The sequence below is a fragment of the Planococcus halocryophilus genome (assembly GCF_022489025.1).
GTDB classification, from domain to species: domain Bacteria; phylum Bacillota; class Bacilli; order Bacillales_A; family Planococcaceae; genus Planococcus; species Planococcus halocryophilus_A.
The window spans coordinates 97,349-123,410 of record NZ_JAKVTG010000009.1; the positions used below are offsets into that span (position 1 = coordinate 97,349).

At 39.6% G+C, this 26,062-nt stretch carries 28 protein-coding genes and 1 riboswitch; of the genes, 22 read left to right on the forward strand and 6 right to left on the reverse strand.

Annotated elements, in window-relative coordinates:
• Window positions 1-14: 14 nt before the first annotated feature.
• From rarD to MLE13_RS11705, 10 genes are all read left to right on the forward strand, one after another.
• A complete protein-coding gene (rarD, locus tag MLE13_RS11660; protein ID WP_240749861.1) occupies window positions 15-932 on the forward strand; it encodes an EamA family transporter RarD in 918 nt (305 codons plus the stop codon).
• Between the two features lie 71 nt (window positions 933-1,003).
• A complete protein-coding gene (gene sppA, locus MLE13_RS11665; protein ID WP_240749862.1) occupies window positions 1,004-2,017 on the forward strand; it encodes a signal peptide peptidase SppA in 1,014 nt (337 codons plus the stop codon).
• Window positions 2,018-2,029: 12 nt separating this feature from the next.
• Complete coding sequence (locus MLE13_RS11670) at window positions 2,030-2,605, forward strand: RDD family protein (protein WP_240749863.1); 576 nt, start codon at window positions 2,030-2,032, stop codon at window positions 2,603-2,605.
• Between the two features lie 36 nt (window positions 2,606-2,641).
• Entirely contained in the window at window positions 2,642-3,148 is a 507-nt protein-coding gene (tpx, locus tag MLE13_RS11675) for a thiol peroxidase (protein WP_240749864.1), read from the forward strand.
• Window positions 3,149-3,200: 52 nt separating this feature from the next.
• On the forward strand, window positions 3,201-4,124 hold the full coding sequence (locus MLE13_RS11680) for a class I SAM-dependent methyltransferase (protein WP_065527871.1): 924 nt from the start codon (window positions 3,201-3,203) through the stop codon (window positions 4,122-4,124).
• Between the two features lie 73 nt (window positions 4,125-4,197).
• A complete protein-coding gene (locus tag MLE13_RS11685) occupies window positions 4,198-4,383 on the forward strand; it encodes a hypothetical protein (protein ID WP_240749865.1) in 186 nt (61 codons plus the stop codon).
• A gap of 127 nt (window positions 4,384-4,510) precedes the next feature.
• Complete coding sequence (locus MLE13_RS11690; protein ID WP_240749866.1) at window positions 4,511-5,020, forward strand: RDD family protein; 510 nt, start codon at window positions 4,511-4,513, stop codon at window positions 5,018-5,020.
• Window positions 5,021-5,370: 350 nt separating this feature from the next.
• Entirely contained in the window at window positions 5,371-6,747 is a 1,377-nt protein-coding gene (gene nhaC, locus MLE13_RS11695; protein WP_240749867.1) for a Na+/H+ antiporter NhaC, read from the forward strand.
• Between the two features lie 146 nt (window positions 6,748-6,893).
• On the forward strand, window positions 6,894-7,313 hold the full coding sequence (locus MLE13_RS11700) for a universal stress protein (RefSeq protein ID WP_240749868.1): 420 nt from the start codon (window positions 6,894-6,896) through the stop codon (window positions 7,311-7,313).
• A gap of 92 nt (window positions 7,314-7,405) precedes the next feature.
• Window positions 7,406-7,747 (forward strand): zinc ribbon domain-containing protein YjdM, encoded by a 342-nt coding sequence (locus MLE13_RS11705; RefSeq protein WP_240749869.1) that lies wholly within the window; start codon window positions 7,406-7,408, stop codon window positions 7,745-7,747.
• Between the two features lie 95 nt (window positions 7,748-7,842).
• On the opposite strand, the gene queE is transcribed toward MLE13_RS11705, so the two are convergent.
• The 3 genes from queE to queC are packed head-to-tail and all read right to left on the reverse strand — an operon-like array spanning window position 7,843 to window position 9,634.
• A complete protein-coding gene (gene queE, locus MLE13_RS11710; RefSeq protein ID WP_240749870.1) occupies window positions 7,843-8,550 on the reverse strand; it encodes a 7-carboxy-7-deazaguanine synthase QueE in 708 nt (235 codons plus the stop codon).
• Window positions 8,547-8,972 carry a 6-carboxytetrahydropterin synthase QueD gene (gene queD / locus MLE13_RS11715; RefSeq protein ID WP_240749871.1) on the reverse strand — a complete coding sequence of 142 codons (426 nt, stop codon included), beginning with the start codon at window positions 8,970-8,972 and terminating at the stop codon, window positions 8,547-8,549. The genes queE and queD overlap by 4 nt, the downstream gene beginning before the upstream one ends.
• Complete coding sequence (gene queC, locus MLE13_RS11720) at window positions 8,969-9,634, reverse strand: 7-cyano-7-deazaguanine synthase QueC (protein WP_240749872.1); 666 nt, start codon at window positions 9,632-9,634, stop codon at window positions 8,969-8,971. The genes queD and queC overlap by 4 nt, the downstream gene beginning before the upstream one ends.
• A gap of 6 nt (window positions 9,635-9,640) precedes the next feature.
• A riboswitch (PreQ1 riboswitch) is annotated at window positions 9,641-9,684 on the reverse strand.
• Between the two features lie 121 nt (window positions 9,685-9,805).
• Here queC and MLE13_RS11725 point away from each other — a divergent pair.
• Entirely contained in the window at window positions 9,806-10,744 is a 939-nt protein-coding gene (locus tag MLE13_RS11725) for an NADP-dependent oxidoreductase (RefSeq protein WP_240749873.1), read from the forward strand.
• 47 nt (window positions 10,745-10,791) lie between these two features.
• On the opposite strand, the gene MLE13_RS11730 is transcribed toward MLE13_RS11725, so the two are convergent.
• Both MLE13_RS11730 and MLE13_RS11735 read right to left on the reverse strand, forming a co-directional pair.
• Complete coding sequence (locus MLE13_RS11730) at window positions 10,792-11,298, reverse strand: universal stress protein (protein WP_065526691.1); 507 nt, start codon at window positions 11,296-11,298, stop codon at window positions 10,792-10,794.
• 164 nt (window positions 11,299-11,462) lie between these two features.
• Entirely contained in the window at window positions 11,463-12,560 is a 1,098-nt protein-coding gene (locus MLE13_RS11735; RefSeq protein ID WP_240749874.1) for a M24 family metallopeptidase, read from the reverse strand.
• 101 nt (window positions 12,561-12,661) lie between these two features.
• On the opposite strand from MLE13_RS11735, the gene MLE13_RS11740 reads away from it, so the two are divergent.
• Window positions 12,662-13,360: a metal-dependent hydrolase gene (locus tag MLE13_RS11740; protein WP_240749875.1), complete on the forward strand. Its 699-nt coding sequence runs from the start codon at window positions 12,662-12,664 to the stop codon at window positions 13,358-13,360.
• Between the two features lie 303 nt (window positions 13,361-13,663).
• The gene (locus MLE13_RS11745) at window positions 13,664-14,971 is read left to right on the forward strand and encodes a DRTGG domain-containing protein (RefSeq protein ID WP_240749885.1); all 1,308 of its coding nucleotides are present in this window, start codon (window positions 13,664-13,666) and stop codon (window positions 14,969-14,971) included.
• 79 nt (window positions 14,972-15,050) lie between these two features.
• Here the strand turns inward: MLE13_RS11745 and MLE13_RS11750 are convergent, their stop codons facing one another.
• Window positions 15,051-15,356, reverse strand: coding sequence for a YtpI family protein (locus MLE13_RS11750; protein WP_240749876.1), 306 nt, complete (start codon window positions 15,354-15,356; stop codon window positions 15,051-15,053).
• A 92-nt stretch (window positions 15,357-15,448) separates the two neighbouring features.
• Here MLE13_RS11750 and MLE13_RS11755 point away from each other — a divergent pair, with 92 nt between their 5' ends.
• From MLE13_RS11755 to MLE13_RS11795, 9 genes are all read left to right on the forward strand, one after another.
• A complete protein-coding gene (locus tag MLE13_RS11755) occupies window positions 15,449-16,393 on the forward strand; it encodes a DHH family phosphoesterase (RefSeq protein ID WP_240749877.1) in 945 nt (314 codons plus the stop codon).
• A 13-nt stretch (window positions 16,394-16,406) separates the two neighbouring features.
• A complete protein-coding gene (gene dnaE / locus MLE13_RS11760; RefSeq protein WP_430905215.1) occupies window positions 16,407-19,469 on the forward strand; it encodes a DNA polymerase III subunit alpha in 3,063 nt (1,020 codons plus the stop codon).
• Between the two features lie 113 nt (window positions 19,470-19,582).
• Window positions 19,583-20,233, forward strand: coding sequence for a FadR/GntR family transcriptional regulator (locus MLE13_RS11765; RefSeq protein ID WP_240749878.1), 651 nt, complete (start codon window positions 19,583-19,585; stop codon window positions 20,231-20,233).
• The gene (accD, locus tag MLE13_RS11770) at window positions 20,217-21,089 is read left to right on the forward strand and encodes an acetyl-CoA carboxylase, carboxyltransferase subunit beta (RefSeq protein WP_276323915.1); all 873 of its coding nucleotides are present in this window, start codon (window positions 20,217-20,219) and stop codon (window positions 21,087-21,089) included. The genes MLE13_RS11765 and accD overlap by 17 nt, the downstream gene beginning before the upstream one ends.
• Window positions 21,082-22,050, forward strand: a complete 969-nt coding sequence (accA, locus tag MLE13_RS11775) for an acetyl-CoA carboxylase carboxyl transferase subunit alpha (RefSeq protein WP_240749879.1) — start codon at window positions 21,082-21,084, stop codon at window positions 22,048-22,050. The genes accD and accA overlap by 8 nt, the downstream gene beginning before the upstream one ends.
• A gap of 179 nt (window positions 22,051-22,229) precedes the next feature.
• Complete coding sequence (pfkA, locus tag MLE13_RS11780; protein WP_240749880.1) at window positions 22,230-23,189, forward strand: 6-phosphofructokinase; 960 nt, start codon at window positions 22,230-22,232, stop codon at window positions 23,187-23,189.
• Between the two features lie 24 nt (window positions 23,190-23,213).
• Entirely contained in the window at window positions 23,214-24,974 is a 1,761-nt protein-coding gene (gene pyk / locus MLE13_RS11785) for a pyruvate kinase (RefSeq protein WP_240749881.1), read from the forward strand.
• A 24-nt stretch (window positions 24,975-24,998) separates the two neighbouring features.
• Complete coding sequence (locus MLE13_RS11790) at window positions 24,999-25,385, forward strand: FxsA family protein (RefSeq protein ID WP_065527875.1); 387 nt, start codon at window positions 24,999-25,001, stop codon at window positions 25,383-25,385.
• Window positions 25,386-25,570: 185 nt separating this feature from the next.
• A partial coding sequence (locus tag MLE13_RS11795) for a citrate/2-methylcitrate synthase (protein ID WP_276323916.1) occupies window positions 25,571-26,062 on the forward strand: 492 nt, incomplete at its 3' end.

Genomic DNA, 26,062 nt, shown 5'->3' on the forward strand with positions numbered 1-26,062 from the left:
GTGCGCGATGCAGAGTGATAGATTCTAAAAAAGGTGTTTTGGTCATTATTTTAACTTACACATTATGGGGGTTCATGCCGATCTTTTGGAAACAGCTTGCACATGTCCCGGCAGATGAAGTGTTGGCAGCGAGGATTATTTGGTCTTTTATATTGACTCTTGGATTTATTTTATTAATTAATGGAGGTCGTCAATTATGGCTTGACTTGAAAAGTTTATGGGCAGCGAAGAAGAAGTTTTTCTTATTAATGCTTGCGTCTTTTTTAATCTCCGCCAATTGGTTTTTCTATGTTTATGCAGTTTCTCATGATCGGATCGTCGAAACTAGCCTTGGCTATTACATCAATCCATTGATTTCGATGTTATTGGGGGCCATTTTTTTGAAAGAAAAATTATCACCAGCGGTAAAAGTTGCGTTCTTGCTAGCTGCGACAGGCGTTTTGATTTTAACTTTCTCTTTCGGCTCTTTGCCTTGGTTAGCACTTGGTATGGCATTTAGCTTTGCTTTTTACGGATTAATCAAAAAAACAATTCGACTCGATGCTCTTCGTGGATTAGCGATTGAGACTTTGTTTGTTTTTCCGCTCGCAATTGGGTATTATTTTTATTTATTTTCCATTGACCGCGTCTCTTTTTTACAGATGGGGTTGTCGACAGATAGTTTGTTATTAGCTAGTGGATTGATTACAGCATTTCCATTATTGTTGTTTGCCATTGGAGCTCCATTAATTCCGATGTATATGATTGGGTTCCTTCAATATATTGCCCCGTCATTAATGCTATTAATCGGTGTTTTCATTTATGGAGAAGCTTTTGATGTGATTAAAATCATTTCGTTTTCATTAATATGGAGTGCCTTAATTTTGTTTACGTCCTCAAAATTTTTAGAAGCTAGGGGAGTTCGACGAGCTAACCGAAAAGTTTCAGTTTAAATTTTTTAATGAAACATTTTCAGATGTTTCACGTATAGTAAGTAGTAGAAACTATGGAGGGAATGATAAAAATGAATACGAAACGATGGATTGCTTTAGTAGTGGCTGCAGCCGTATTGGGAATTTCGCTGGTTATCAACTCAGCCTTTGCATTTCTTCAAGGCGGATTTAGTGAAAGTGTCGATGAAATAATGGGGAGTACACAAACTGGTTTGTCGGAAGTAGTTATGGAAGATGGCGATTATAATAGTCGCGTAGCTGTTTTAAATGTGGATGGCGTTATTCAAGACACAGGAGATGCAGCTTCGTTCTTCGGAACAACAGGTTATAATCACTCTTTCTTTATGGAACAATTAGAAAATATTAAAGAAGATGAGTCGGTTAAAGCAGTTGTACTTGCTGTGAATTCTCCAGGAGGCGGAGTTGTCGAGTCTGCTGAGATTTATGACAAGATCACGGAAATTCAAGAAGAAACTGGAAAACCATTCTACGTTTCGATGGGTGCAATTGCTGCTTCTGGTGGCTATTACATTGCAGCACCGGCAGAAAAGATTTTTGTTAATGAAGAAACTTTAACAGGTTCAATTGGTGTCATCATGCAAAGCGTCAATTATGGGGAACTAGCAGAACGTTACGGAGTTGATTTTGTGACGATCAAGTCGGGTCCTTACAAAGATATTATGAGCCCAACGCGTGATATGACAGATGATGAACGTGCATTGCTTCAAGAGATGCTCGATGATTCATATGAATCCTTTGTAGACGTTATTGAAGATGGTCGGGGTATGACTGAAGAAGAAGTTAAAGCTGTAGCAGATGGTCGGATTATGAATGGTCGTCAAGCAGTAGAAGTGAATTTAGCAGATGATTTTGGTTTTGAAGAAGACGTCATCGATCAAGTAAAAACAGATTTTGATTTAGGCAATGCACAAGTATTCCAATATGGAACTTCGCAAGGTTGGAGTTCATTGCTATCAATGAAAGTTAATTCTTTCTTTGGTAATGATATCGAGACACAGATGATTTCGAAATTACTTACTGAATACAGTTCTCCGCGTATGATGTATTTATACGGTGATAAATAAGGAGGGACCATCATGACAGACCATGAAACAGAGAAATCAGCAGAAATGCAAGGTGCGAAGGAGTTTTCTCAAACACCGAGTTATCAAGAAGTTCTTTTTTACGAACGGAAACCGGCTGGATTTTGGGTGCGTTTTTGGGCTTATTTAATTGATTTGCTTGTTGTTGCGGCCCTTACCTCAATTTTAGTTAAACCGGTATTTGCATTATCTGGACTGGAAACAACTAACATGCCTTGGTATGGACCGTTCGCAATTGTATCCGCTGTGATTTTCTATGGCTATTTTGTTTTAATGACTAAGTTTTTCGGACAAACGGTTGGGAAGATGATTATGGGTATTCGTGTCGTGTCGTTGAAATCTGATAACCTATCGATTGTGACGCTTTTGTTTCGAGAGTGGATTGGCCGCTTTATTTCGGTGACGATATTACCGCTTTACTGGATCGTCGGCTTTACACCATTAAAACAAGGCGTCCACGACTATATTGCAGATACGACAGTCGTTCATGAAGATTCTTTTAGAAAAAACAAAATGTTAAAGAAGAATCAGACAGAGGGGTCTGAGTTGCAAGAGACCAAGGCATTTTAGTATGATGAAGATATTATGAAAAGGGAGGCGTATTGATTGGCACAAATTACATTCAAAAATAATCCTGTTACTTTACCGAACACAGAAGTAAAAGTAGGAGATCAAGCACCTGAATTTACGGTTTTATCAAACGGCTTGGAACCAGTTACATTAAAAGATACAACTGGTAAAGTTCGTTTAGTTAGTGTAGTTCCATCACTAGATACAGGGGTATGTTCAGACCAAACAAAACGTTTCAGTGAAGAAGCTACTTCTTTAGGAGACAATGTAGAAGTATTGACTATCTCGGCTGATTTACCGTTTGCACAAAAACGTTGGACAGACATTAACAAAGTGGATGCCATCACGACTTTGTCAGATCATCGCGATTTGTCATTCGGTGAAGCTTACGGATTGACGATGCAAGAGCTTCGATTGTTGGCTCGTTCAGTTTTCGTACTTGATGAAAATGACAAAGTTACATACGCAGAGTATGTTTCTGAAGGAACAGATCATCCTGATTACGAGAAAGCATTAAATGCAGTTAAAGAATTAACAAAATAATACATGAAACCCACTCGAGAGAGTGGGTTTCCTTATTGAGGACGGCGAAAGTATGAATTCAGCAATGGAAAAAACCTTTAATTTTATTGATAATCACACAACAGAAATCCAAAAAGAACAAGATAATGCGTATTTGGAGAGCTTATTGACTACTACTGAAAAATGGTTAGATGGTTTGATTAAGCCTGAAGAAGGCGCAAGCAAAGAAGATATTCGCAAAGCGCTTCAATTAGCAGTATTAAAAGGCATGAAAGAACATATTCAACCGCATCACCAAATGACACCCGACGCTCTTGGTTTGTTAGTTGGTTATTTAGTTGAGTTGTTTGTTAAAAAAGAACAGGCAGTAATTTTAGATCCGGCTGTTGGAACAGGGAATTTGCTATTAACTGTTATGAATTACTTGGATGGACGCATGACCGGAGCGGGCGTAGAGCTTGATGACCTTCTTGTTCGTCTCGCATCAAACGCTGGAAACTTAGTAGAACAGCCTATTACTTTTTACTTGCAAGATGCATTGCAACCCTTATTAATTGATCCAGTAGACGTTGTCGTTTCGGATTTACCAGTAGGTTATTATCCAGACGATGAAACTGCAGCCACATACGAATTAAAAGCAGATGAAGGTATGTCTTATGCACATCATTTATTTATCGAGCAATCGTTAAAACATACGGCTGATGGCGGTTATTTGTTTTTCATCGTTCCAAAAGCTTTGTTTGAATCCGAACATGCGAGTCAATTACATAGCTTTTTGAAAAAACATGCTCATATTCAATCGGTCATGGAATTACCGGAAAGCTTATTTAAAAACTCGGCTCATGCTAAAGGAATTCTTGTACTACAGAAAAAACAAGAAGGTATTAAAGCACCGAAAGAGGTCTTGTTAGCGCGCGTTCCGAATATGTCAAAGCCAGAATCAATGTCTAAATTCTTTTCACAAGTAACAAGCTGGTTTAAAGAAAACAAAGAATAGTCCAACCAAATTGTGCTATACTTAAGCTACAAAAAGCCATATGTACCATTTCAGACGAAAAGAGGGATGCGCAATGACTGAGTCAAACGAAGCGCCGAAAAAAGTAAGTCTTCAAGAAGCTGTAAAACGTCAACTAGAAGCAAAGAAAAACCAGGCTGACGATAAACAAGGTGGCAGCAACGCTTCACTTTCAACTAAAAAAATGAAGAGCCAACAATCGAAAAAAGTAAGCAATAACCGTCGAAAAATGGGTACGTGATTGATAGCGTAACTCGATTTTGAGCTTAGGTGAAAAGAGGCAGGGGAAAATCCTTGTCTCTTTTTTTAGAACTAACCACTCATCCTTAATTTCAAATGGGTCTTCAATAGTGACTGGGAGGAGTTTGATGTATGCAGGATTTCGACGACGTTTAAAAGCATTTGCATTTGACTATGTGTTGATTTTTTCTTATATGTTGCTATTGCTTATGTTATCAATGTTTGTAATTCCTACAGTACAAGAGTGGTTTCAAGGTTCTCGGGTTATCGCTCAACTAACGGGATTTATGATGCTTACGCTACCTGTTTCCATCTATTTTATTATTGCTGACTCAAAGATTGGTAAGCAGTCTTTTGGGAAACATAAAATAAACATTATTGTGACGGACGAAAATAACCAACCTTTGTCGGTTGGTCGAGCAGTTAGTCGGACGTTCTTGAAATTTTTGCCTTGGGAACTGTCTCATTTTATGGTCTATCGGATGATTCAGTTAAAAGAAGCGGAACTCCAATTATCAGATTACTTTATTTGGGGATTAATCTATGGATTGATTTTTCTTTCCGTTATCATGGTCATTTTCACAAAAAACAAGCAGACACTATATGATTGGCTGACAAAAACATATGTCATCAAATAAAAACCTGACTAAAAGTATTGACTTGTCCGAGAAGACTGGTAAAATCTATTTCAATATACTTTTTAAAAAGAAATAGTTATAATTATGGTCTATTAAGTTCAGTTACACTATATAGAATAATCGTTTGATAGTTTAGTAGGCAATTTGTGTGCAGCAACAAGAGACTGAATGGTGGGTGAGAATTCAGGCAACAAATTGGGTGAATTACGCTTTCAGTTTGGAACGATTCGTAAAAGAGCGGATGTTTAGCGAAATCTGAACATCAAAATGGGTGGTAACGCGGAGAAAACCTTCGTCCCTTTATTGGGGCGGGGGTTTTCTCTTTTTTATATAGAAAAGGAGATTTTATTATGCATATGATTAAACCAGTCATCACACCAAAGTTTTTGGAAGCTATTTTTATTACAATTGCGATCTTTTTACTGATAAGTATTAGCATCATTCAGTTTGGATCGGTTCCTCATATTCCAATTCTACTATCGATATTATTGTTGTTTGGTTATGGCTTAGTAAAAGGTGTATCTTACCAAAAACTTGAAAAAGGTTTGGTAGAAGGCGCAGGAGCAGGCATGAGTGCCGTATTTTTGTTTTTCTTTATCGGCATGCTCATTAGTAGTTGGATGATTAGTGGGACCATTCCGACAATGATATATGCTGGATTTTCAATAATTTCAATGACGTTCTTTTTTGCTATTGTTTTTATTGTTACTTCGTTAATTGGTTTATCGGTCGGTAGTTCGCTAACAACGGTTGCGACGATTGGTGTGGCATTTATAGGTATGGCAACGGCAATGGACTTATCGCTTGCAGTAACGGCGGGTGCTATCGTCTCAGGCGCATTTTTTGGTGATAAAATGTCGCCGTTGTCAGATACAACAAATTTATCGTCTTCTATCGTAGGTGTTGATTTGTTTGAGCATATTCGCAATATGGGCTGGACCACGATACCAGCATTTGTGCTTACGTTGATTTTTTTCCTCATTGTTTCCCCACGGTCTACAAAGGGGACGATACAAGATGTCAGTGGATTTAAGGAAGGTCTGTTAGCTACAGGGATGATTCATTGGTATACGTTGATTCCGCTAATTGTTTTGATTGTCTTAACATTTATAAAGGTACCGGCATTGATGACGCTAGCGATTAGCTCAATTTCGGCTATTGTGATTTCTTTTCTGCACCAAGTATCCACAGCTTCTGAGATTTTCAATGTGCTATTTAGCGGGTATGTGTCATCTACTGGGATTGCAGAGATTGATAGTTTGTTATCACGAGGTGGCATGGAAAGTATGATGTTTACAGTGGCACTCGTACTTTTAGCATTAAGCATGGGTGGCTTGTTATTCACGTTAGGGATTGTACAGTGTCTATTAGCTAAAATTGAAAGCTTGTTGAAAAAAGTATCTTCTGTTATTGCCGCATCTGCTTTGACAGCAATCGGTATCAATATTTTAATCGGAGAACAATACTTATCGATTTTGTTAACGGGTCAAGCATTTAAAGAACCGTATGATAAAGTGGGACTTGCCGGTAAAAACTTGAGCCGTGTCATGGAAGACGCAGGAACAGTTGTTAATCCACTCGTGCCATGGAGTGTATGTGGAATTTTCATAACCGGTGTTATCGGCGTTCCCACTCTCGAGTACTTGCCATTTGCCGTCTTTTGTCTGTTGTCTCCAGTATTGACCGTGTTATTTGGATTTACAGGAAAAACATTAACTTATAAATAAACAATAAGTAAGTATAGAAGAAACCGGTGATGCTACATATCACCGGTTTTTCTTCACTTAGCAGGAAAAGGGATATTAAAGTCGAATAGTACTATAGAGAGCGTTTTGTTACTAAGCCGCGGAAAATAGTCGAAGGGGTGGAGAAAATGTATAAGTCAATTTTAGTCGCCGTAGATGGTTCCGAAAATTCGAAGCGAGCAGGCAAACACGCTGTACAGTTGGCAGCAATGAGTAAAGATACAGAAGTGACCGTTGTCTATGTGTCTGATTTTAATGAAGACAGTCATGAAAAAGTCCATGACGGAGGTCAACTTGAATTTGAGTTGTCACGAAAGAAAAAGGTTCAATCAATTAGAGAGCAACTTGAATTAAATGAAACGTTTTATAAAATCGAAGTGATGCATGGTCGTCCGGCCCCGGTCATTATTGAAATGGCAAACGATGGCGGATTTGATTTGGTTGTTATCGGAAGCCGTGGATTAAATCCCGTTTCAAAAATATTACTTGGTGGAGTTAGTCAAAAAGTTGTTAATCATTCAAATTGTCCGGTATTAGTTGTCAAATAATGTCTGCTTACCACCTTGGAATTCTGGTATAATGATTAAAAAGAGCGGTCTTATTGTCATGTGATATATGGGTAGACCAAGTGGAGGAGAACATGAAAGCATTACCAAATTGCCCTAAATGTAATTCGGAATATACTTATGAAGATGGTAGTCTGTTGGTTTGTCCTGAATGTGCGCATGAATGGAATTTTGTTGCTGAGGCAGAACAATCTGAAGAAGAAAAAGTCGTAAAAGATGCAAATGGGTCGATTTTAAAAGATGGCGATGCAGTTACAGTTATTAAAGACTTGAAAGTTAAAGGTAGCTCATCAACGTTGAAAATCGGCACAAAAGTAAAAAGCATCCGACTAGTCGAAGGCGATCATGATATTGACTGCAAAATCGATGGCTTTGGTCCAATGAAACTGAAATCAGAATTTGTAAAAAAAGCATAAAACGAAAAGGGTGTTGGAATAAGTTTATTCCAACACCCTTTGTTTTCGAATAATTGTTGTATGATTTGCCATCACGTTTATCAAATACAAATCTATTAAACGCCTCGTTTATTGCCCCATACTAACGTATGCAATTGCGGCAGCACTTTCGCATCATTCATGATAGGAGACTTCACATGATAATCGATTAATTGTTCATAGCGCTCGAGTAAGTTTGATACGAGTTGAGCATCATCTGTCGTAGTTGTATCTTCATTGCCCGTTTGTAAAAAGAATGGGACATTCGGATAACGCTGATGAAGGTTTTCGGCATAGGCGAAATCATCTTGGTCAAAAATAACAACTTTTAAACTGACATTGGCAGTTTGCAATTTCTCCAAAAACAAATCTAGTTTCGCAAAATCGGTCTTCATGCCTGAACTAGGTGGTTTTGGTGACAAGGTAATGTCGTCGATTGCTGGCATCCATTCTTGCCAAATAGAGGCCTGCGTTTCTACTGCTACTTTCCAACCTTGTTGATGACAAAGTTCTACCAGTTCGCCAATCCCTTTGTGAAGTGCAGGGTTCCCGCCTGATATGGTAACATGTGAAAAATTTTCGCCACCAGTTTGGATCAACTCTTCGACAATATCAGCTGGTTGTTTCGAAACGCTAGTCCCTGTGCCGTCCCAAGTAAATTTGGAATCACACCAAGAACAAGAATAATCACAGCCCGCTGTGCGGACAAACATCGTTTTTTGACCCATTACCATGCCTTCTCCTTGAACAGTTGGGCCGAATATTTCCATAACAGGAATTTTCATAACAAATCCTCCTGACGTGGTCGATACACGACATAGCTTGTCGGTGTCTCGCGAACAATGACTTGCAGGCAATTTGGTCGATTGGTTGTTGCTTGAAGCATTGTTTGAATCGATTGCCATACTTGTTGAGCTAGAAGTTCGGTTGTCGGAAATTTGTTTGCAAATTCAGGATGATCATTTAAAACACTATGATCGTATTTTTTATGGATCAACTCTTTCAATAATTTAAAGTCAATTAGAAAACCGATGGAATCGAGTTGATTGCCCCCGATTGTAATATTGAGGTGGTACGTATGCCCATGCATCACTTTACATTTTCCGGCATCTTCACTTGGGATGAAATGAGCGGCAGAAAAATGCATGTCTTTATTGAGTTCAAATTGATAATTATGAGAAACCGTCGGATAAAATTGCTGCATCATGTGTTTGCACCTGCCATTTTTTTCGCTTGATAGCGCGCGAGGCCTTCATTGCGTAATTGGCAAGCTGGACATTCGCCACAGCCGGTGCTCGGAATGCCGTTATAACATGTTAATGTTTTTTCTTGAACAAAATCAAGCGCTCCAAGTGTATCGGAGAGTTCCCATACATCTGCTTTGTCGAGCCACATCAATGGTGTGTGAATGATAAATTGTTTATCCATTGCCAGGTTTAATGTGACGTTCAATGACCGGATAAACGTATCGCGGCAATCGGGATATCCACTAAAATCGGTCTGACTGACACCTGTAATCAAATGTCGCGAACCAATGGCATCTGCATAAACGGCTGCAAAAGATAAAAATAAGAGATTTCGACCTGGAACAAATGTCGAAGGAAGTTCACCTTCCTCTGCTGTTACTTCAATGTCATCTCGCGTCAGCGCATTTGCTGAAAGTTGGTTGATCAATGTCATGTCCAGTACTTTGAAAAGGACACCAAGTTCATCGGCGATTTTTCGAGCACATTCAATTTCAGCAGAATGGCGTTGTCCATAATCAAAAGTTACCGTTGCAACTTCTTTAAAGTTCTTAATCGCCCAAAATAGGCAAGTGGTACTGTCTTGGCCGCCGCTAAAAACGACGACTGCTTTTTCGTTTTTCATCTGATACACTCCTTAGTTTTTTAGAGAGGGAGTTTGCGAACCTCTTTAACGAACAGGATTAATAATAACATATCCACCTATAAAAAGAAGGCTGCAAATATCGTCTTTAACTAGGTATACAATTTCTTGAAAGAGGGTATATTTATATAACAACGAAAGGGGAGGTCCGAGATGAAAGCAATTGTTATTGATAACTACGGTGGCAGAGAGCAATTAATTGAACGAGAAATTGAAAAGCCATCAATTACGGATGATCAAGTGCTTGTTGAAGTTTATGCAACTTCAGTCAATCAAATTGACTGGAAGCTACGTGAAGGTTATTTAAAAGAAATGCTACCTTGGGAATTTCCGATTATTTTGGGGTGGGATATGGCAGGTGTAGTTTCTGAAGTTGGAGCAAACGTTAAGCATTTCAATGTAGGAAACCGCGTCTTCGCAAGACCTGCGACAACAAGACAAGGGACCTACGCGGAATTTGTCCCAGTAGAAGCGCACTTACTTGCGCATATGCCTGAAAGTATGTCATTTGAAGAAGGTGCGGCTATTCCATTAGCTGGACTAACTGCTTATCAATGTATTGTTGGCTTTGCACATGTGAAAAAAGGAGAAAAGGTCCTAATTCATGCAGGAGCTGGTGGAGTGGGAACGATGGCTATTCAAATAGCTAATAGCATTGGAGCCTATGTAGCAACGACTGCGAGTGATACCAATGATGAATTGGTTAAATCTTTAGGAGCAAACCGTGTGATTAACTATAGTCAAGAAGATTTTAGTGAATTGCTGGAGAATTTTGATGTCGTTTTAGATACTATGGGCGGTGAAATATTAGATAAAAGTTTCAAAGTGTTGAAAAAGGGCGGTAAGTTGATTTCCATTGCCGGACAACCATCTCCTGAGAAAGCTGAAGAGCATGAAGTAAATGCGACGAGTTATTGGCTAGAGCCAAGTGGTGCCCAATTGCATCAATTGGCCAACCTTTTCATATCTGGAGAATTAAAACCAACAATTGGCCATGTATTCGATTTTACTGAACAGGGGGTAAGAGACGCTCACGAATTGAGTGAAACTCACCACGCCCGCGGAAAAATTATTATCAAAATAAAATCATAAAACAAAAAAATCCTTTCACATTAGCGAAAGGATTTTTTCAATGGAGTTTAGAAGTTTTCAGGTTTTCCAGCTTTGTCTGCTGAGTAATATTCAGTAGGTGCATCGTCTTGAGCTTCTTCTGTACGTACGACTAAAACGTCGCATTTGGCAGACCGAACGATATGTTCAGATACACTGCCGATTAAGAAACGCTCAACCGCATTCAATCCAGTTGCACCACAAATAATTAAATCAGCTTCAACTTTTTGAGCTAAGTCTCTAGAAATCATGGATTTTGGAGAACCGTAATCGACGACAATATTTACTTTTTCAACACCGCCAGCTAACGCTTCTTTTTTATACTCTTCCAATAAATCTTCAGCGAACTTTTGTGCACGGTCAGCAATTGATCGATCATATGCCTCGATTGCAGCAAACGAACGTGTATCGATTACATTGACTAAGTTTAATGTAGCGTTGTTTCGTTCTGCAATACCCACTGATTTTTTGAATGCCCACTCTGCTTCTTTAGAACCATCTACCGCTACAAGAATTTGACTGTATTTTAATGTCATCTTACATTCCTCCTTCATCTGTCTATAGGTACTCATTCGCTATAAAAAGAAGAGTTCCTGCTAAATTGAAGTTAATTTGCTGAATTTTATGTCTATTAAATGATAAATCTAACTAATTCCTAAAGAAAAGCGGCATCGGAAAAATTCCGATGCCGCTTTCGCGATTAGTTGTTGATAATTTGAAGTTCTTTTGGATACTTTGTTAATACTTCGTAGCCGTCAGCAGTAACAGCTACATCATCTTCAATGCGCACACCAACTTTGCCTGGAACATATATACCCGGCTCTAATGTGAAGACCATTCCTTTTTCCATCGTCATTGTGTTTTCTCCGTGAATTGAAGGGAACTCATGAACATCAATTCCAAGACCGTGTCCTAGACGGTGTGTGAAATAGTCGCCGTATCCAGCGTCTGCGATTACTTGACGTGAAATATGGTCGAGTTCAGCTGCTGTCACGCCAGGTTTAACCGCTTCAAGAGCAGCCATTTCAGAACGGTATACAACGTCATAGACTTCTTTTTGTTCTTCGTTTGGTTCACCAAGAGCTAATGTGCGAGTAATATCTGAGCAATAGCCTTTATGAACAACGCCAAGATCAAACAAAACTAAGTCGCCTTGTTGTAGTTTGTATTCTCCAGTTTTGCCATGAGGTGAAGCTGCACGGGCGCCAGTTAATACAGTAGTATCAAATGACATATGCGTAACACCACGTTTTTTCAATGCCAATTCAATCTCTGTCATAACTTCAATTTCGGTAATGCCTTCTTTAATCGTTCGAGCAGCTACTTCAATTGCGTAGTCAGCTAATGCTGCTGCTTCACGCAAGATTTGTAATTCTGCATCGTCTTTAATGACACGCATCGCATTTAGCTGGTCGTCCAATTGAGCGATTGAAAGTGAGCCGAAGAATGATAAGAGCGATTCGTAACGCTCAACAGTCATATGGGCTTTTTCAACAGCCATCGTTTTCAAATCGATCCCGCGTGATTGGGCTGTATTGTACAAAATCTCCATCGAATTTTGCGTGTCTTCGTGACCGACGATGTCGCCAATCCACCCTGCATTTTTAGCATCGGGAATTTCCATTTTCGGGCAAATCAAAAATGGTTCAGCATCTGCGAACACCATAACACCTAATAGGCGTTCATGTGGATTGCTCTTGAAACCGCTAACGTAAAAAACATTATAAGGATCTGTAATAAACGCCGCATCAATTGATTGTTCCTTTAAATAACTTTGCAATTGCTGAATTTTGTTCATATGTATATTCCTCCTCTACATGTGTAGCATATCAAAAATCAGGGTATAATACAGCTATGAAAGATGGAATTACGATTTCCAAAAATTATTGGAGGGATATTATGCACGTTTCATATCACGGTCATTCTGTCGTCAAAATTAAAACAGGTGCATTTACGATTTTAATTGATCCATTTATTAGTGGAAACAAACTTACAGATTTGCAGGTTGCAAATGAAAAGCCAAACGCCATTCTATTAACGCATGCTCATAATGATCATGTCGGGGACACGGTTGAACTGGCAAAAAACAATAACGCACAAGTAATAGCACCAGTCGAGCTTGCTAATTATTTAAGCAGTCAAGGCGTAAATGCAGTTGGTATGAATTTGGGCGGTGCGCATAAGTTCGATTTTGGAGTGGTGAAGTTTACGAAAGCGTTCCATAGTTCATCTTTTACAACCGATGATGGAGAAGTTGTTTATGGCGGTATGCCTGCTGGTATTTTATTTAAAGCAGAAGGAAAAACTATTTACCATGCTGGGGATACAGAAGTGTTTGGAGATATGAAGATTTTGGGTGAGCGAAATGATATTGATGTGGCATTTGTGCCCATTGGTGATTATTTTACAATGGGACCAGAAGATGCAGCTTATGCAGTCGAGTTACTAAATCCCAAAATAGTTGTACCAATTCATTACAATACATTCCCACCCATTGAACAAGATCCTGAGCATTTCAAGTCATTAGTTAAAAATGTCCAAGTAAACATTTTACAGCCAGGAGAAAGTGTTGATTTAGAATCAATTCCTACAAACTGATAGGAAACATATGAGCTTGCTAGATGCTTGATTTATCAAAAGATAGTTCCACGAGAAGCTTTAGCTTTTCGTGGTTTTTTATGTGTTTTCTTATGCCTGTCGAGACTAAACGGCCCTCTCAACTTTTCGTCATGTCTAGTTTCGAGGACCAGTCTCCCGGGACATAAGTCACCCCGACTGTGTGGCAAAGAACGCCACGTCGCCGGTGCGTCTTATGCCTGTCGAGACTAAACGGCCCTCTCAACTTTTCGTAAGTTATGCTACACTAGAGGATATAGGAACGTAGAAAGAATGGGTGAAATCATGGCGACTAAACATGAACAAATATTAGCGTATATTGAGACTTTAGCCGTAGGTGAGAAAATTTCAGTGCGGCGTATTGCAAAAGATTTGCAGGTAAGTGAAGGAACGGCTTACCGAGCGATTAAAGAAGCAGAAACAAAACGTTTGGTGTCTACTATAGAACGCGTTGGGACCATTCGAATTGAACGCAAAAAGAAAGAAAATATCGAGCGACTTACATATGCTGAAATTGTAAATATTGTCGATGGACAAGTGCTAGGCGGTAGAGCGGGATTGCATAAATCATTGAACAAATTTGTAATTGGGGCAATGCAACTAGAAGACATGATGCGTTATACGGAAGCGGGCAATTTATTGATTGTCGGTAACCGGTACAAAGCGCATGAATATGCACTTAGGGCAGGTGCAGCAGTACTCGTAACAGGAGGCTTTGAAGCAGCTGATCAAGTAAAAAAATTGGCGGATGAATTTGAGCTGCCTGTCATTTCAACTAGCTATGATACGTTTACAGTAGCGACAATGATTAACCGAGCAATTTACGATCAGCTGATCAAAAAAGAGATTTTGTTAATTGAAGATATCTTAATTCCATTAGAAGTAACGGCACATTTGAATCTTAAAGAGCCAATTAGCCGTTACCATGAGCTAAATGAAGAAACAACTCATGGCGGATTTCCAGTAGTAGATCATACGAACAAGCTAGTCGGAATTATTACGTCGCGTGATGTAATTGGTCATTCAGCTACAGAATTAGTGGAAAAAGTGATGACTAAAGATCCGATAACCGTTTCTATGCAAACAAGTGTTGCCGCTGCAGGACATCGGATGATTTGGGAAGGCATTGATTTACTGCCAGTCGCAGATGATCATGGCAAACTCAAAGGTGTCATTAGTCGACAAGACGTGTTAAAAGCGATTCAAACAGCACAGCGTCAACCCCAACAAGGCGAAACTATCGATGACATTATCAAAAGCCAACTACATCAGCAAATAAGTGATAAATTGATTTTGGAGTTTCGTGTTACACCCCAAATGACCAATGCGTACGGCTCGATTTCCCATGCTGCTTATACGATGATTTTGACGGAAGCGGCGTCGGCGATTTTGAAAACAAAAAACCGTAAAGACAGCGTGCTAGAAAACGCGTCAATTTATTTCCTAAAGCCTGTTCAACTAGATGCACTCGTCTTAGTCCGACCTCAAATTTTGGATATTAGTCGAAAGTCGGCAAAAGTGGATGTTGAAGTATCGTTAGAAAATGAAATTGTTGGAAAAGCCATGTTGACTTTCCAATTATTGGATCGTTAATACAGAAATTACGATGTAAAAAAGGCAGCAGGAGCACTCTTTAAATGAGTGTGCCTGCTGCCTGAAATTCTAAGCTTGTTTAAGGATTTAAATCTGCTTCTTCTTCAAGAAATGCATGGTAATGTTTTGATGCTTTGAAATTGTAATAGACTAAAGCCAAGCCAAGAATGATAAAGACGCTTGAAATGATATACGTAAGTATCGACTGAAAAACAAATAGTTGATTAATGCCGAAGAATGTAACGAAACTACCTAGCGCCATTGAAGCACGCGCCGCATACCATTTTTTTCGAATCGGTAAAACTGTTCGTGTACGAAATTGCTTTGTTTTGTTATAAAAATAAACAACAAATGATAAAATAATTAAAATTACAAAAATTAACATAAGGACCTCCTGAATTCAAAACTCATACCTCATTGTACTGAGAATTGAAGAAAATTGCGAATGGATTTCCTTATAAATGGAGGAACTTAAAAATGAGCAGCCAAATCATCGACACAATTAAGCAATATTCTACAATTATTATTCATCGTCATGTTCGACCAGATCCAGATGCGTATGGATCTCAGCTTGGTTTGAAATATTTATTAGAACAAAATTACCCGGACAAGCGCATTTTAGCTGCGGGCACACATGAATACACAATGGACTTTCTAGATTTCCCGGATATTGTTGAAGATCAAGATTTTGAAGGGGCTTTAATCATCGTAACGGACACAGCGAATACTGACCGTGTTGACGATCAGCGGTATAAAACGGGTGCCAAGCTTATTAAAATTGACCATCATCCAAATGACGATGCCTATGGCGATATCATACATGTTGATACGGCAGCAAGTTCTGCCTCGGAAATTATTTATGAGCTTTACGAATATGGTCATAAACATGAAGCTTGGACAATGTCTGCTAAAGCTGCTCGTTTATTGTATGCAGGTATTATTGGAGACACGGGGCGGTTTTTATTTCCGAGTACTACACAAAAAACATTTGCGGTTGCAGGTGAACTGATCAAATATGACTTTGATCGCAATGCCCTACATAACGGAATGTACGAGATGGACCGCAAATTATTGCATCTGCAAGGATATATGTACCAAAATTTCAAAATGGATGAAAATGGTGCAGCACATGTGAAAATCACGAAAGACATTTTAAAAGAATTTAATGTAACGGCATCGGATACTTCTTTACTAGTCGGCTCACTCGGCAATGTAAAAGGGATGAAAGCTTGGGTAATCTTTATTGAAGAAGAAAAAGAAATTCGAGTTCGATTGCGTTCAAAAGGACCTATTATCAATACATTAGCAAAAGAGTTTGGTGGCGGCGGCCATCCAATGGCTTCTGGTGCTACAGCATATTCATGGGAAGAAGCTGATCGTGTAATCGAACGTCTTGCAGAAATTTGTGCAGCCGCAAACTAAGGAGGAGAGTCTAGTGTCAATGGTTTATCCGCATATAAGCACATCGGCTGATTTGCTGAAAAGCACGGTGCGCCTTGACGAACTTTTCCCGTTTTTAAAGGAGCAAGAAGCTACTTCAGTCGCAATCGTTAATACAAAATTATATGGCATCCTTCCATTTTGGGAAGCGTGCCGCCGCGCCGGCATCCATGGGGTTGTCGGCCTTTCGACTTTTATCGAATATGAAGATCAACATTACCCAATTGTCTTATATGCTCAAACAAACAAAGGGTATGACAATTTGTTGAAAATTTCGAGCGCATTATCTACTCGAGATAAAGACGCCATTCCTGAGCAATGGCTAAAAGCGTATAGAGAAGGTTTAATATGTGTAATTCCAAACAAAACTGAATGGCTCATGACCGATCGCAGTTTAGTTGTCGAGTACATAAAGAGTTTATTTGGCAAAGCAGCATTTGGTAGCATAGAACGTCCTGGTGGCGTGGTATCTGTATACGAATCCGCATTTATTGCGCTTTGTGAAAAAATCAATATTCCAATCATTGCTTCACATGAAATCCGCTATATGCATCAACAAGATGCTTTTGCTTATGAAGTTGCATCTGCGATTGGTCAAGGCCTCAAAATGAATGATCCAGAAAGACAGAAACCGGAACATACGAATGCTTACGTTCCGAGCCAACAAGAGTTTTTGTCGTGGTTCGAAGACCAAAAAGAATGGATGGAACAAACGGCAAATATGTTGAAAAGCTGTAGAGTGAATATACCAATGAATCGTCAGTTGTTACCGATATTTCCCTTATCCGAGAAAACGGATAAAGCAGCTTATATTGCACAATTATGCAAAACGGGACTTGAAGAACGAGTATCAGGTTTTTCGGAAAAATATCAGGAGCGGCTAAACTATGAATTATCGATTATTGCGAAAATGGGATTCATCGATTATTTCTTAATTGTTGCGGATTTTATGAAATACGCCAAGGATCAAGACATCATGACGGGACCTGGTCGGGGATCTTCAGCGAGTTCGCTTGTTGCTTATTCATTGAAAATTACCGATGTCGATCCTATCGAACATGGTTTGTTATTTGAGCGTTTCTTAAATCCAGAGCGTATTACGCTACCGGATATCGATATCGATTTTGCTGATCATAGACGCCATGAAGTGGTAGACTATGTGGCACAAAAATACGGAGCTGTTCGAACCGCGCAAATCATTACATTTGGAACATTATCTGCAAAAGCAGTTGCGCGAGATACTGCGCGTGTATTTGGTTTTGAAGCAGAAGAACTTGAAGCTATTTCAAAACTAATTTCAAATCGTCCTGGCACAACTTTGCGTTCAGCTTTAAAAGAATCTACAAAGTTTAATGACTGGATCATCGAACGTGAAGAACGAAAATCTTGGTTTAAGACTGCCTTGAAATTAGAAGGACTACCACGACACGCTTCTACTCATGCAGCAGGTGTGATTTTAAGCCCAACTCCATTAGTCAATCATGTACCAATTGAAAAAGGTCATGAAGGCATTTATTTGACGCAGTGGCCGATGCAGGAACTTGAAGCGGTCGGTTTATTAAAGATGGATTTTCTAGGACTTCGCAATTTAACCATTTTGGAACAAATTCGCAGTTTGATTTATTGGGATACGAAAAAGAGAATCAACTACAGCAGCATTCCACTAGAAGATGCAAAAACCTATAAATTATTGGCAGCAGGTGACACAACTGGTGTTTTCCAGCTAGAATCCGATGGTATGCGCGGGGCGCTTCAACAAATCCAGCCAACAGCATTTGGTGATATTGTTGCAGTTAACGCATTATACCGACCAGGTCCAATGGAATTTATCCCTTTGTATGCAAGACGAAAACATGGTCAAGAAACGGTGAAATACGTTCATCCGATTTTAGAACCGATTTTAAGTGAAACTTATGGTGTCATTGTTTATCAAGAGCAAATTATGCATATTGCCGCGAAAATGGCAGGGTTTTCTCTTGGTGAAGCTGACTTATTACGTCGAGCTGTCAGCAAGAAAAAACGTGAAATTTTGGATGAAGAACGTGAACATTTTGTCCAAGGTGCGAAAGCAAAAGGGTTTACTGAAGCAGAAGCAGTCGAAGTTTATGATTTAATCGTTCGTTTTGCCGATTATGGATTCCCGAAAAGTCATGCGGTAGCTTATAGCATGATTTCCTACCAATTGAGTTATATGAAAGCCCATTATCCCGTTTATTTTTATACAAGTTTATTGACAAATAGTGCTGGTAATGCTGAAAAAACAAAGCAATTGATGCAGGAAATCAAGGAAAAGAAAATTCCTTTACTTCCACCATCTGTACAAAAAAGTCGTTACACGTTTTCAGTAGAAGAAGGTCAAATTCGATTTGGATTAAATGCTGTGAAAGGTGTTCCAAGTTCAACCATCAAAGCTTTGCTTGCCGCTCGTGAAGAAGGTCCATTTAATAGTTTGTTTAATATTGCTGAACGAATATCGGCTTTACATTTTAACCGGAAATCGTTTGAACCGCTTATAAAAGCAGGTGCTCTTGATGAATTTGGGCATGATCGTGGTGTTATTTTGGCATCATTAGATAGCGCCATTAAACACGCTGAGCTAGTAAAACCAAATGACGAGCCGGGCTTGTTTGATGACATGGGAGCGAGCTTCATGAAACCTAAATACACAAAAGCTTCAGAGATGCCCGAAAGTTTGAAGCTTGAATTTGAAAAAGAAGTGCTAGGCTTTTATTTATCCAAACACCCGATTGAACGAGAAAAAGAAAATCGACAAAAATCATATGATGCACTTAAATCATTAAAGTCGAAACGTGATAGAGAATCGGTAAAGGTATTAGGTGTGCTAGAGGATATAAAACGGATTCGTACGAAAAAAGGTGATGCTATGGCATTTCTAACCTTAACGGATGAAACGGGGCCAGCTTCTATTACATTGTTTCCGGTAGAATACGCAAAATTTAACTTACTTTTGGAACCTCATGCGACACTTGAAATTCAAGGATTAGTTGAAAATCGTAATCACAAAACCGCAATTATTTGCAAAAACATAGAAACCTGACTGCTTTTCGAAAAGAAAAGCAGTTTTTTCTTTACGTAGCATGGTTTTTTTTGTATTGTAGAGGATATGAGTGGTCAGACCACTTTCAAAAAAATGGGAACTGAGGAACTATCATGAATCAATCTAAACGGTATTTAGATATAGTACGGGACATTCGTGATATGATCCGGCAAGAAAAAATCAAACCGGGGGACCGTATTCCATCTGAAAGGGAATTGGCCGAAAAGATGCAAGTGGGTCGCTCAACCTTACGTGAAGCGCTACGCAGTCTTGAATTATTGGGGTTGATCGAAACACGTAGAGGAGAAGGTACCTTCTTGTCTGATTATAGAAACCATAAATTGGTTGAAGTCTTGTCCACGTTTATCTTGCAGGACAATCGTTCGCATGAAGATGTATGGGAAACACGTTTGCTTCATGAAGTCGCAGCTATTCACGCGATTTGTAAAAGTGAAACGGAAAGTCAAATGAAAATTTGGGACAACTTTCGCTTGCGATTAAAAGACGAAAGTTTTCAACGTGAAGATTTTGTCCGAGAATTGATGGTCCTGTCTGGAAATCGACTGTCTTTAAAAATCTGGTTTTTACTAACACAATATAGCGGGAATCCATATGCTGGAACCGTTTCTTCTAAGGAAATTGACTTCATGAATAATACATTATTGGCAATTGAGCAACAAAACGCGGATACAGCCATTCAAGAGTTTAAGGCTTGGAGTGAATGGTTAAAAAAGGAGAGAATAAGCAATGGCAATAATACGTGATATTTTTAAGCGCAACAAAGATGCAAAAGAAGCAACAATGCCATCAAAATCTGCAAAAGATGTACCAGAAGGATTAATGACGAAATGTCCTTCGTGTAAAGAAATTACGTTAACAAAAGATTTAGAGAAAAATAAAAAAGTTTGTCCTAAATGCGATCATCATTTTAAAATGACGGCGTATGAACGTATAAATACATTATTAGATGCTGGAAGTTTTGAGTCGATGGATGATCATTTGAAATCTGAAAATCCATTAGGTTTTCCAGGTTATACAGAAAAAGTTCAAGCTGACAGCGAGAAAACGGGCTTGAACGAAGCAGTTTTAACCGGCTCTGGTAAATTACAAGGGCAAGACATTGTACTCGCTGTAATGGATTCGCATTTCAGAATGGGTTCTATGGGGTCTGTTGTAGGCGAAAAAATCACTCGTGCAATTGAATCAGCGACAGAACGCAAGTTGCCGTTTATCATTTTCACAGCAAGTGGTGGAGCTCGTATGCAAGAAGGCGTGTTGTCGTTAATGCAAATGGCAAAAACTAGTGTCGCATTAAAACGTCACAGCAATGAAGGTTTGCTTTTTGTTTCCGTTTTAACACATCCAACGACAGGCGGAGTGTCAGCAAGTTTTGCATCAGTTGGAGATATTAATATTGCGGAACCAAAAGCCTTAATCGGTTTTGCAGGACGTCGTGTTATTGAGCAAACCGTTCGCGAAAAACTACCTGAAGATTTTCAAACGGCTGAGTTTTTATTGGCTCACGGACAATTAGATGCAGTCGTTCATCGTGACTCGATGCAACAAACATTGGCGACCATTGTGCGCCTTCACACGAAAGGAGCTATCGCAAATGGTTAAGAAAAACGGGAAGAAAACATTAGCATTTGAAGAGCCGCTTATCCAGTTGCGTGCGAAAATTTCAGAGCTAAAAGAATATACAACTACTGCCGATGTGGATTTGAGTTCGGAAATAAAGTCTTTAGAAGATCGATTCTCTAAATTAGAAGAAGAAATTTACGAAAATATGAAGCCTTGGGATCGTGTACAAGTAGCTCGCCATCCAGAACGACCAACAACGCTCGATTACATCCCAATGATCTTTAAAGATTTTATCGAATTGCATGGAGATCGTTTGTACGGAGACGATGAAGCAATCGTTAGTGGTATTGCCTCTTTTAATGGTCAACCCGTAACAATTATCGGGCATCAGCGCGGCAAAGATACGAAAGAAAATGTTCGACGGAATTTCGGTATGCCCCATCCAGAAGGCTACCGTAAAGCGTTGCGTTTAATGAAACAAGCTGAAAAATTCAAGCGTCCAATTATTTGTTTAATCGATACAAAAGGTGCGTACCCTGGGAAAGCTGCTGAAGAACGTGGACAAAGCGAAGCCATTGCACGTAACTTAGTTGAAATGGCGGGACTTGAAGTACCTGTTCTTTCTATTGTTATTGGAGAAGGTGGCAGTGGCGGTGCACTGGCGCTAGGTGTCGGAAATCAAATTTTAATGTTAGAAAACTCGACATTCTCGGTAATTTCTCCAGAAGGAGCGGCTTCAATTTTATGGAAAGATTCAGCTCTTGCTCAAACAGCGGCGGAAGCGATGAAAATTACAGCACCAGACTTACTAGAAATGAACATTATTGAACATATGATTCCTGAAGTGCGCGGAGGAGCGCATCACAATCCGCAAAAACAAGCAGCTATTATGTCAGAAGCAATTAGACGCTCGCTAGAAGAGTTGAATGGCTTGTCAGGCGAGGAATTAATCGAACAGCGCTATAAAAAATTCAAATCAATCGGTGTCTTCAGCGAATGATAAAAAACCGCCTCGGCGGTTTTTTTGATTGGGTAAGTTAATGTGGCGTTAACAATTTCTTAAAGTAAATGTAAAAAAGAACTGAAATCTTAACACACAACAAAGCGATTCAAGACTGACAGCAAGGCTCTGGCATGGTAAGGTTAGGAGAGTAAATGGACTGCAGGAGGATAATGATTATGAAAAAAATTGGAGTATTAACAAGTGGAGGAGATTCGCCGGGGATGAATGCAGCTGTCCGTGCGGTTGTCCGTAAAGCAATTTATCATGGTGTTGAAGTTGCAGGTGTATATTCAGGTTATCAAGGTTTAATCGAAGGCACTATCAAAAATCTAGAAGCCGGCGATGTGGGCGATATCATTCAACGTGGGGGAACTAAATTATACTCAGCACGTTGTGAAGAGTTTCGTACGGAAGCTGGTCAATTAAAAGCTATTGAACAAATGAAAAAAGAGGGTCTTGAAGGTTTAGTAGTTATTGGCGGAGATGGTTCATACCGCGGGGCAATGGCTTTGACTAAAAGAGGATTTCCTTGTGTTGGAGTTCCAGGGACGATCGACAACGACATTCCAGGAACTGACTACACCATTGGATTTGATACGGCATTGAATACAGTCATTGAAGCAATCGATAAAATCCGTGATACAGCGACAAGTCACGAACGAACGTTTATTGTAGAAGTGATGGGCCGCGATGCAGGAGACTTGGCATTGTGGGCAGGTCTAGCAGGTGGAGCAGAAACGATTCTGATTCCTGAAGAAAGCTATAACATTGATGACATGATTGATCGTCTACAAAAAGGACGGAAACGTGGAAAACGTCATAGTATTATTATCGTAGCAGAAGGCGTCATGGGTGGTAACGAACTAAAAGCGCTTATTAAAGAAAAAGCAGATATCGAAACACGCGTTTCAGTTCTTGGTCACATTCAACGTGGTGGCTCACCAACAGCACGAGATCGTGTATTAGGGAGTTTGTTTGGTGCGCGTGCAGTTGAAGTTCTTCTTGAAGGTGTCGGAGGACGAGCTATTGGCATGAAGAATCACCAGGTGGTAGACTATGATATGACAGAAGCATTTACTGCAGAGCATAATGCTGACATGAGCTTATATACATTGTCCAAAGAATTAGCAATTTAAAACAACATAAATGGAGTGAGTTTATTGAGAAAAACGAAGATTGTTTGTACGATTGGTCCGGCAAGTGAATCACCTGAACTACTAGAACGCTTAATCGAAGCGGGAATGAACGTAGCTCGTTTAAACTTTTCGCACGGTAATCACGAAGAACACGCTTTACGTATTAAACGAATTCGCGAAGCAGCTGATAAAGCTGGTAAAATTGTTGGGATTTTGTTGGACACAAAAGGTCCTGAGATTCGTACACATCAGATGGAGAACGATTCGATTGAACTAGTAACAGGTCAGAAAATCGAAGTTTCTATGACTGAAGTGTTGGGGACTGCTGAGCGATTTTCAATTACTTACGACCAATTAATCGAAGATGTTAAGGCAGGATCAATCATTCTTTTGGATGATGGCTTGATCGAATTGCGTGTTGAAAGTCTCGATATGGAAAACGGCATTATCCATACATCAGTTCAAAATGCTGGAACTTTAAAAAGTAAAAAAGGTGTTAACGTTCCAGGCGTTTCAGTTCAATTACCTGGTATTACTGAAAAAGATGCACAAGATATCTTATTTGGCATTGAACAAAACGTTGATTTTGTTGCGGCTTCATTTGTTAGAAGAAGCTCAGATGTGATGGAAATCCGTGGCTTGCTTGAAAAAAACAACGGCTCGCATATTCAAATTATTCCGAAAATCGAAAACCAAGAAGGTGTCGACAATATTGATGAAATCATTATGGTTTCCGATGGCTTGATGGTGGCACGTGGAGATTTAGGCGTAGAAATTCCAGCAGAAGAAGTACCGCTAGTTCAAAAATCATTGATCGAAAAATGCAATAGTGCAGGTAAACCGGTTATTACCGCTACGCAAATGTTAGATTCTATGCAGCGTAATCCGCGCCCGACACGCGCAGAAGCAAGTGACGTTGCTAACGCAATTTTTGATGGCACAGACGCTATTATGTTGTCAGGTGAAACGGCCGCGGGTATTTATCCTGTCGAATCAGTCGAAACGATGCACCGCATTGCCGAAACGACAGAATCTGCGTTAAATTATAAGCAAATTGTTTCAAATAGAAGAAAAGAAAAAGAGTCGAATATGACAGAAGCGATTGGTCAAGCTGTAGCTTATACGGCTTTGAACTTAAAGGTTCGTGCCATTATTGCACCAACTGAAAGTGGCACAACGGCGAAAATGATTTCTAAATATCGCCCTGGAGCACCAATCATCGCAGTAACATCTTCAGAACGTCCAGCGCGCAAACTATCTTTAGTATGGGGCGTACAACCAATTATTGGTGCGTCAGTCCATTCGACAGATGAATTGCTCGAAAATGCGGTTGACGAAAGCTTGAAGCACGGCTACGTGAAACACGGCGATCTTGTCGTTATCACAGCAGGTGTCCCTGTAGGACAAGCGGGTACAACTAACTTAATGAAAGTTCATGTTATTGGCGATATCCTGGCCAAAGGTCAAGGAATTGGCAAAACAGTAGCATTCGCTGAAACTGTAGTTGTTCGCAATGCAGAAGAAGCTTTGGCAGTTGATACGGAAGGTAAAATCATTGTCACAATCGGAACAGATCGTGAAATGATGCCAGCCATCAACAAATGTGCTGGAATTATAACTGAAGAAGGTGGCTTAACAAGCCACGCAGCAGTAGTTGGATTGAGCCTTGGAATCCCAGTAATTGTTGGGGTGAAAGAAGCAACTTCACTTATTAAAAATACCTATGATATTACGATGGATGCAGAATCAGGCATTGTTTATCACGGCCATGCTAGTGTCCTGTAATTCATAACAAGGAGGCAGGTCAACATGATGAAATGGATTTTCCTAGCCTTAATTATTGTTCCATCGCTTGAATTGGCTTTGCTAATTTGGGCAGGAGGCAAACTCGGATTTTTTGCGACGATGGCAATTATCGTGGCAACCGGTTTGCTGGGTGCTTTTCTTGCTAAAAAACAAGGCATTAAAGCCCTAAAAGATATCCAAACAGGAATGAATAGTTTTCAAGCTCCTGGAGATCAATTGTTGAATGCGGCATTTATTTTAGTTGGTGGTGTGCTATTGCTAACGCCTGGATTTATCTCGGATGCGATAGGATTCACTATGTTATTTAGCCCAACTCAAAAAATATATAAGCCGTTTATTTATCGAATGATTCATAAAAAGATGAAAAACACCCGGGTTATCGTAGGATAACTCCTGGTGTTTCCATCATTTTTTTTTAGTAATTTTAAATTCTATAAGCGTTTTCATTCACAAACTGTACAAAGTTGATTATAATAGCTTAGTAAGGTTAAAATAGAAGTTCATAAAAGCAGATGAGCCATCATTCTGCATTTTTTTTTGGAATGATGAACTATATTGAAGAAGGAGCGATTTAAATGACATCGTCAAAAGGTTTAGAAGGTGTAGTAGCAACACAATCCGCGATCAGTTCGATCATTGATGACACACTTACATATGTCGGCTATGATATCGATGATTTAGCCGTAAATGCCAGCTTTGAAGAAGTGATTTACCTGTTATGGCATCAACGTTTGCCTAAAGCAGCTGAATTAGCGGAATTGAAGCAACAATTGGCGGACAACATGACCGTTCCACAAGCTGTGTTAGATCACTTTAAAACATACGACATCAAAAACGTGCACCCAATGGCAGCACTTCGTACAGCCGTATCCATGCTTGGCTTGTTTGACGAAGAAGCTGAAGTGATGGAACCGGAAGCAAACTACCGCAAAGCCATCAAAATCCAAGCGAAAATTTCAACTTTGGTAACGGCTTTCGGTCGCATTCGTAACGGCCAAGAACCGATTGCACCGAAAACAGATTTAAGCTTTGCGGCGAACTTCTTGTACATGTTATCAGGCGAATTA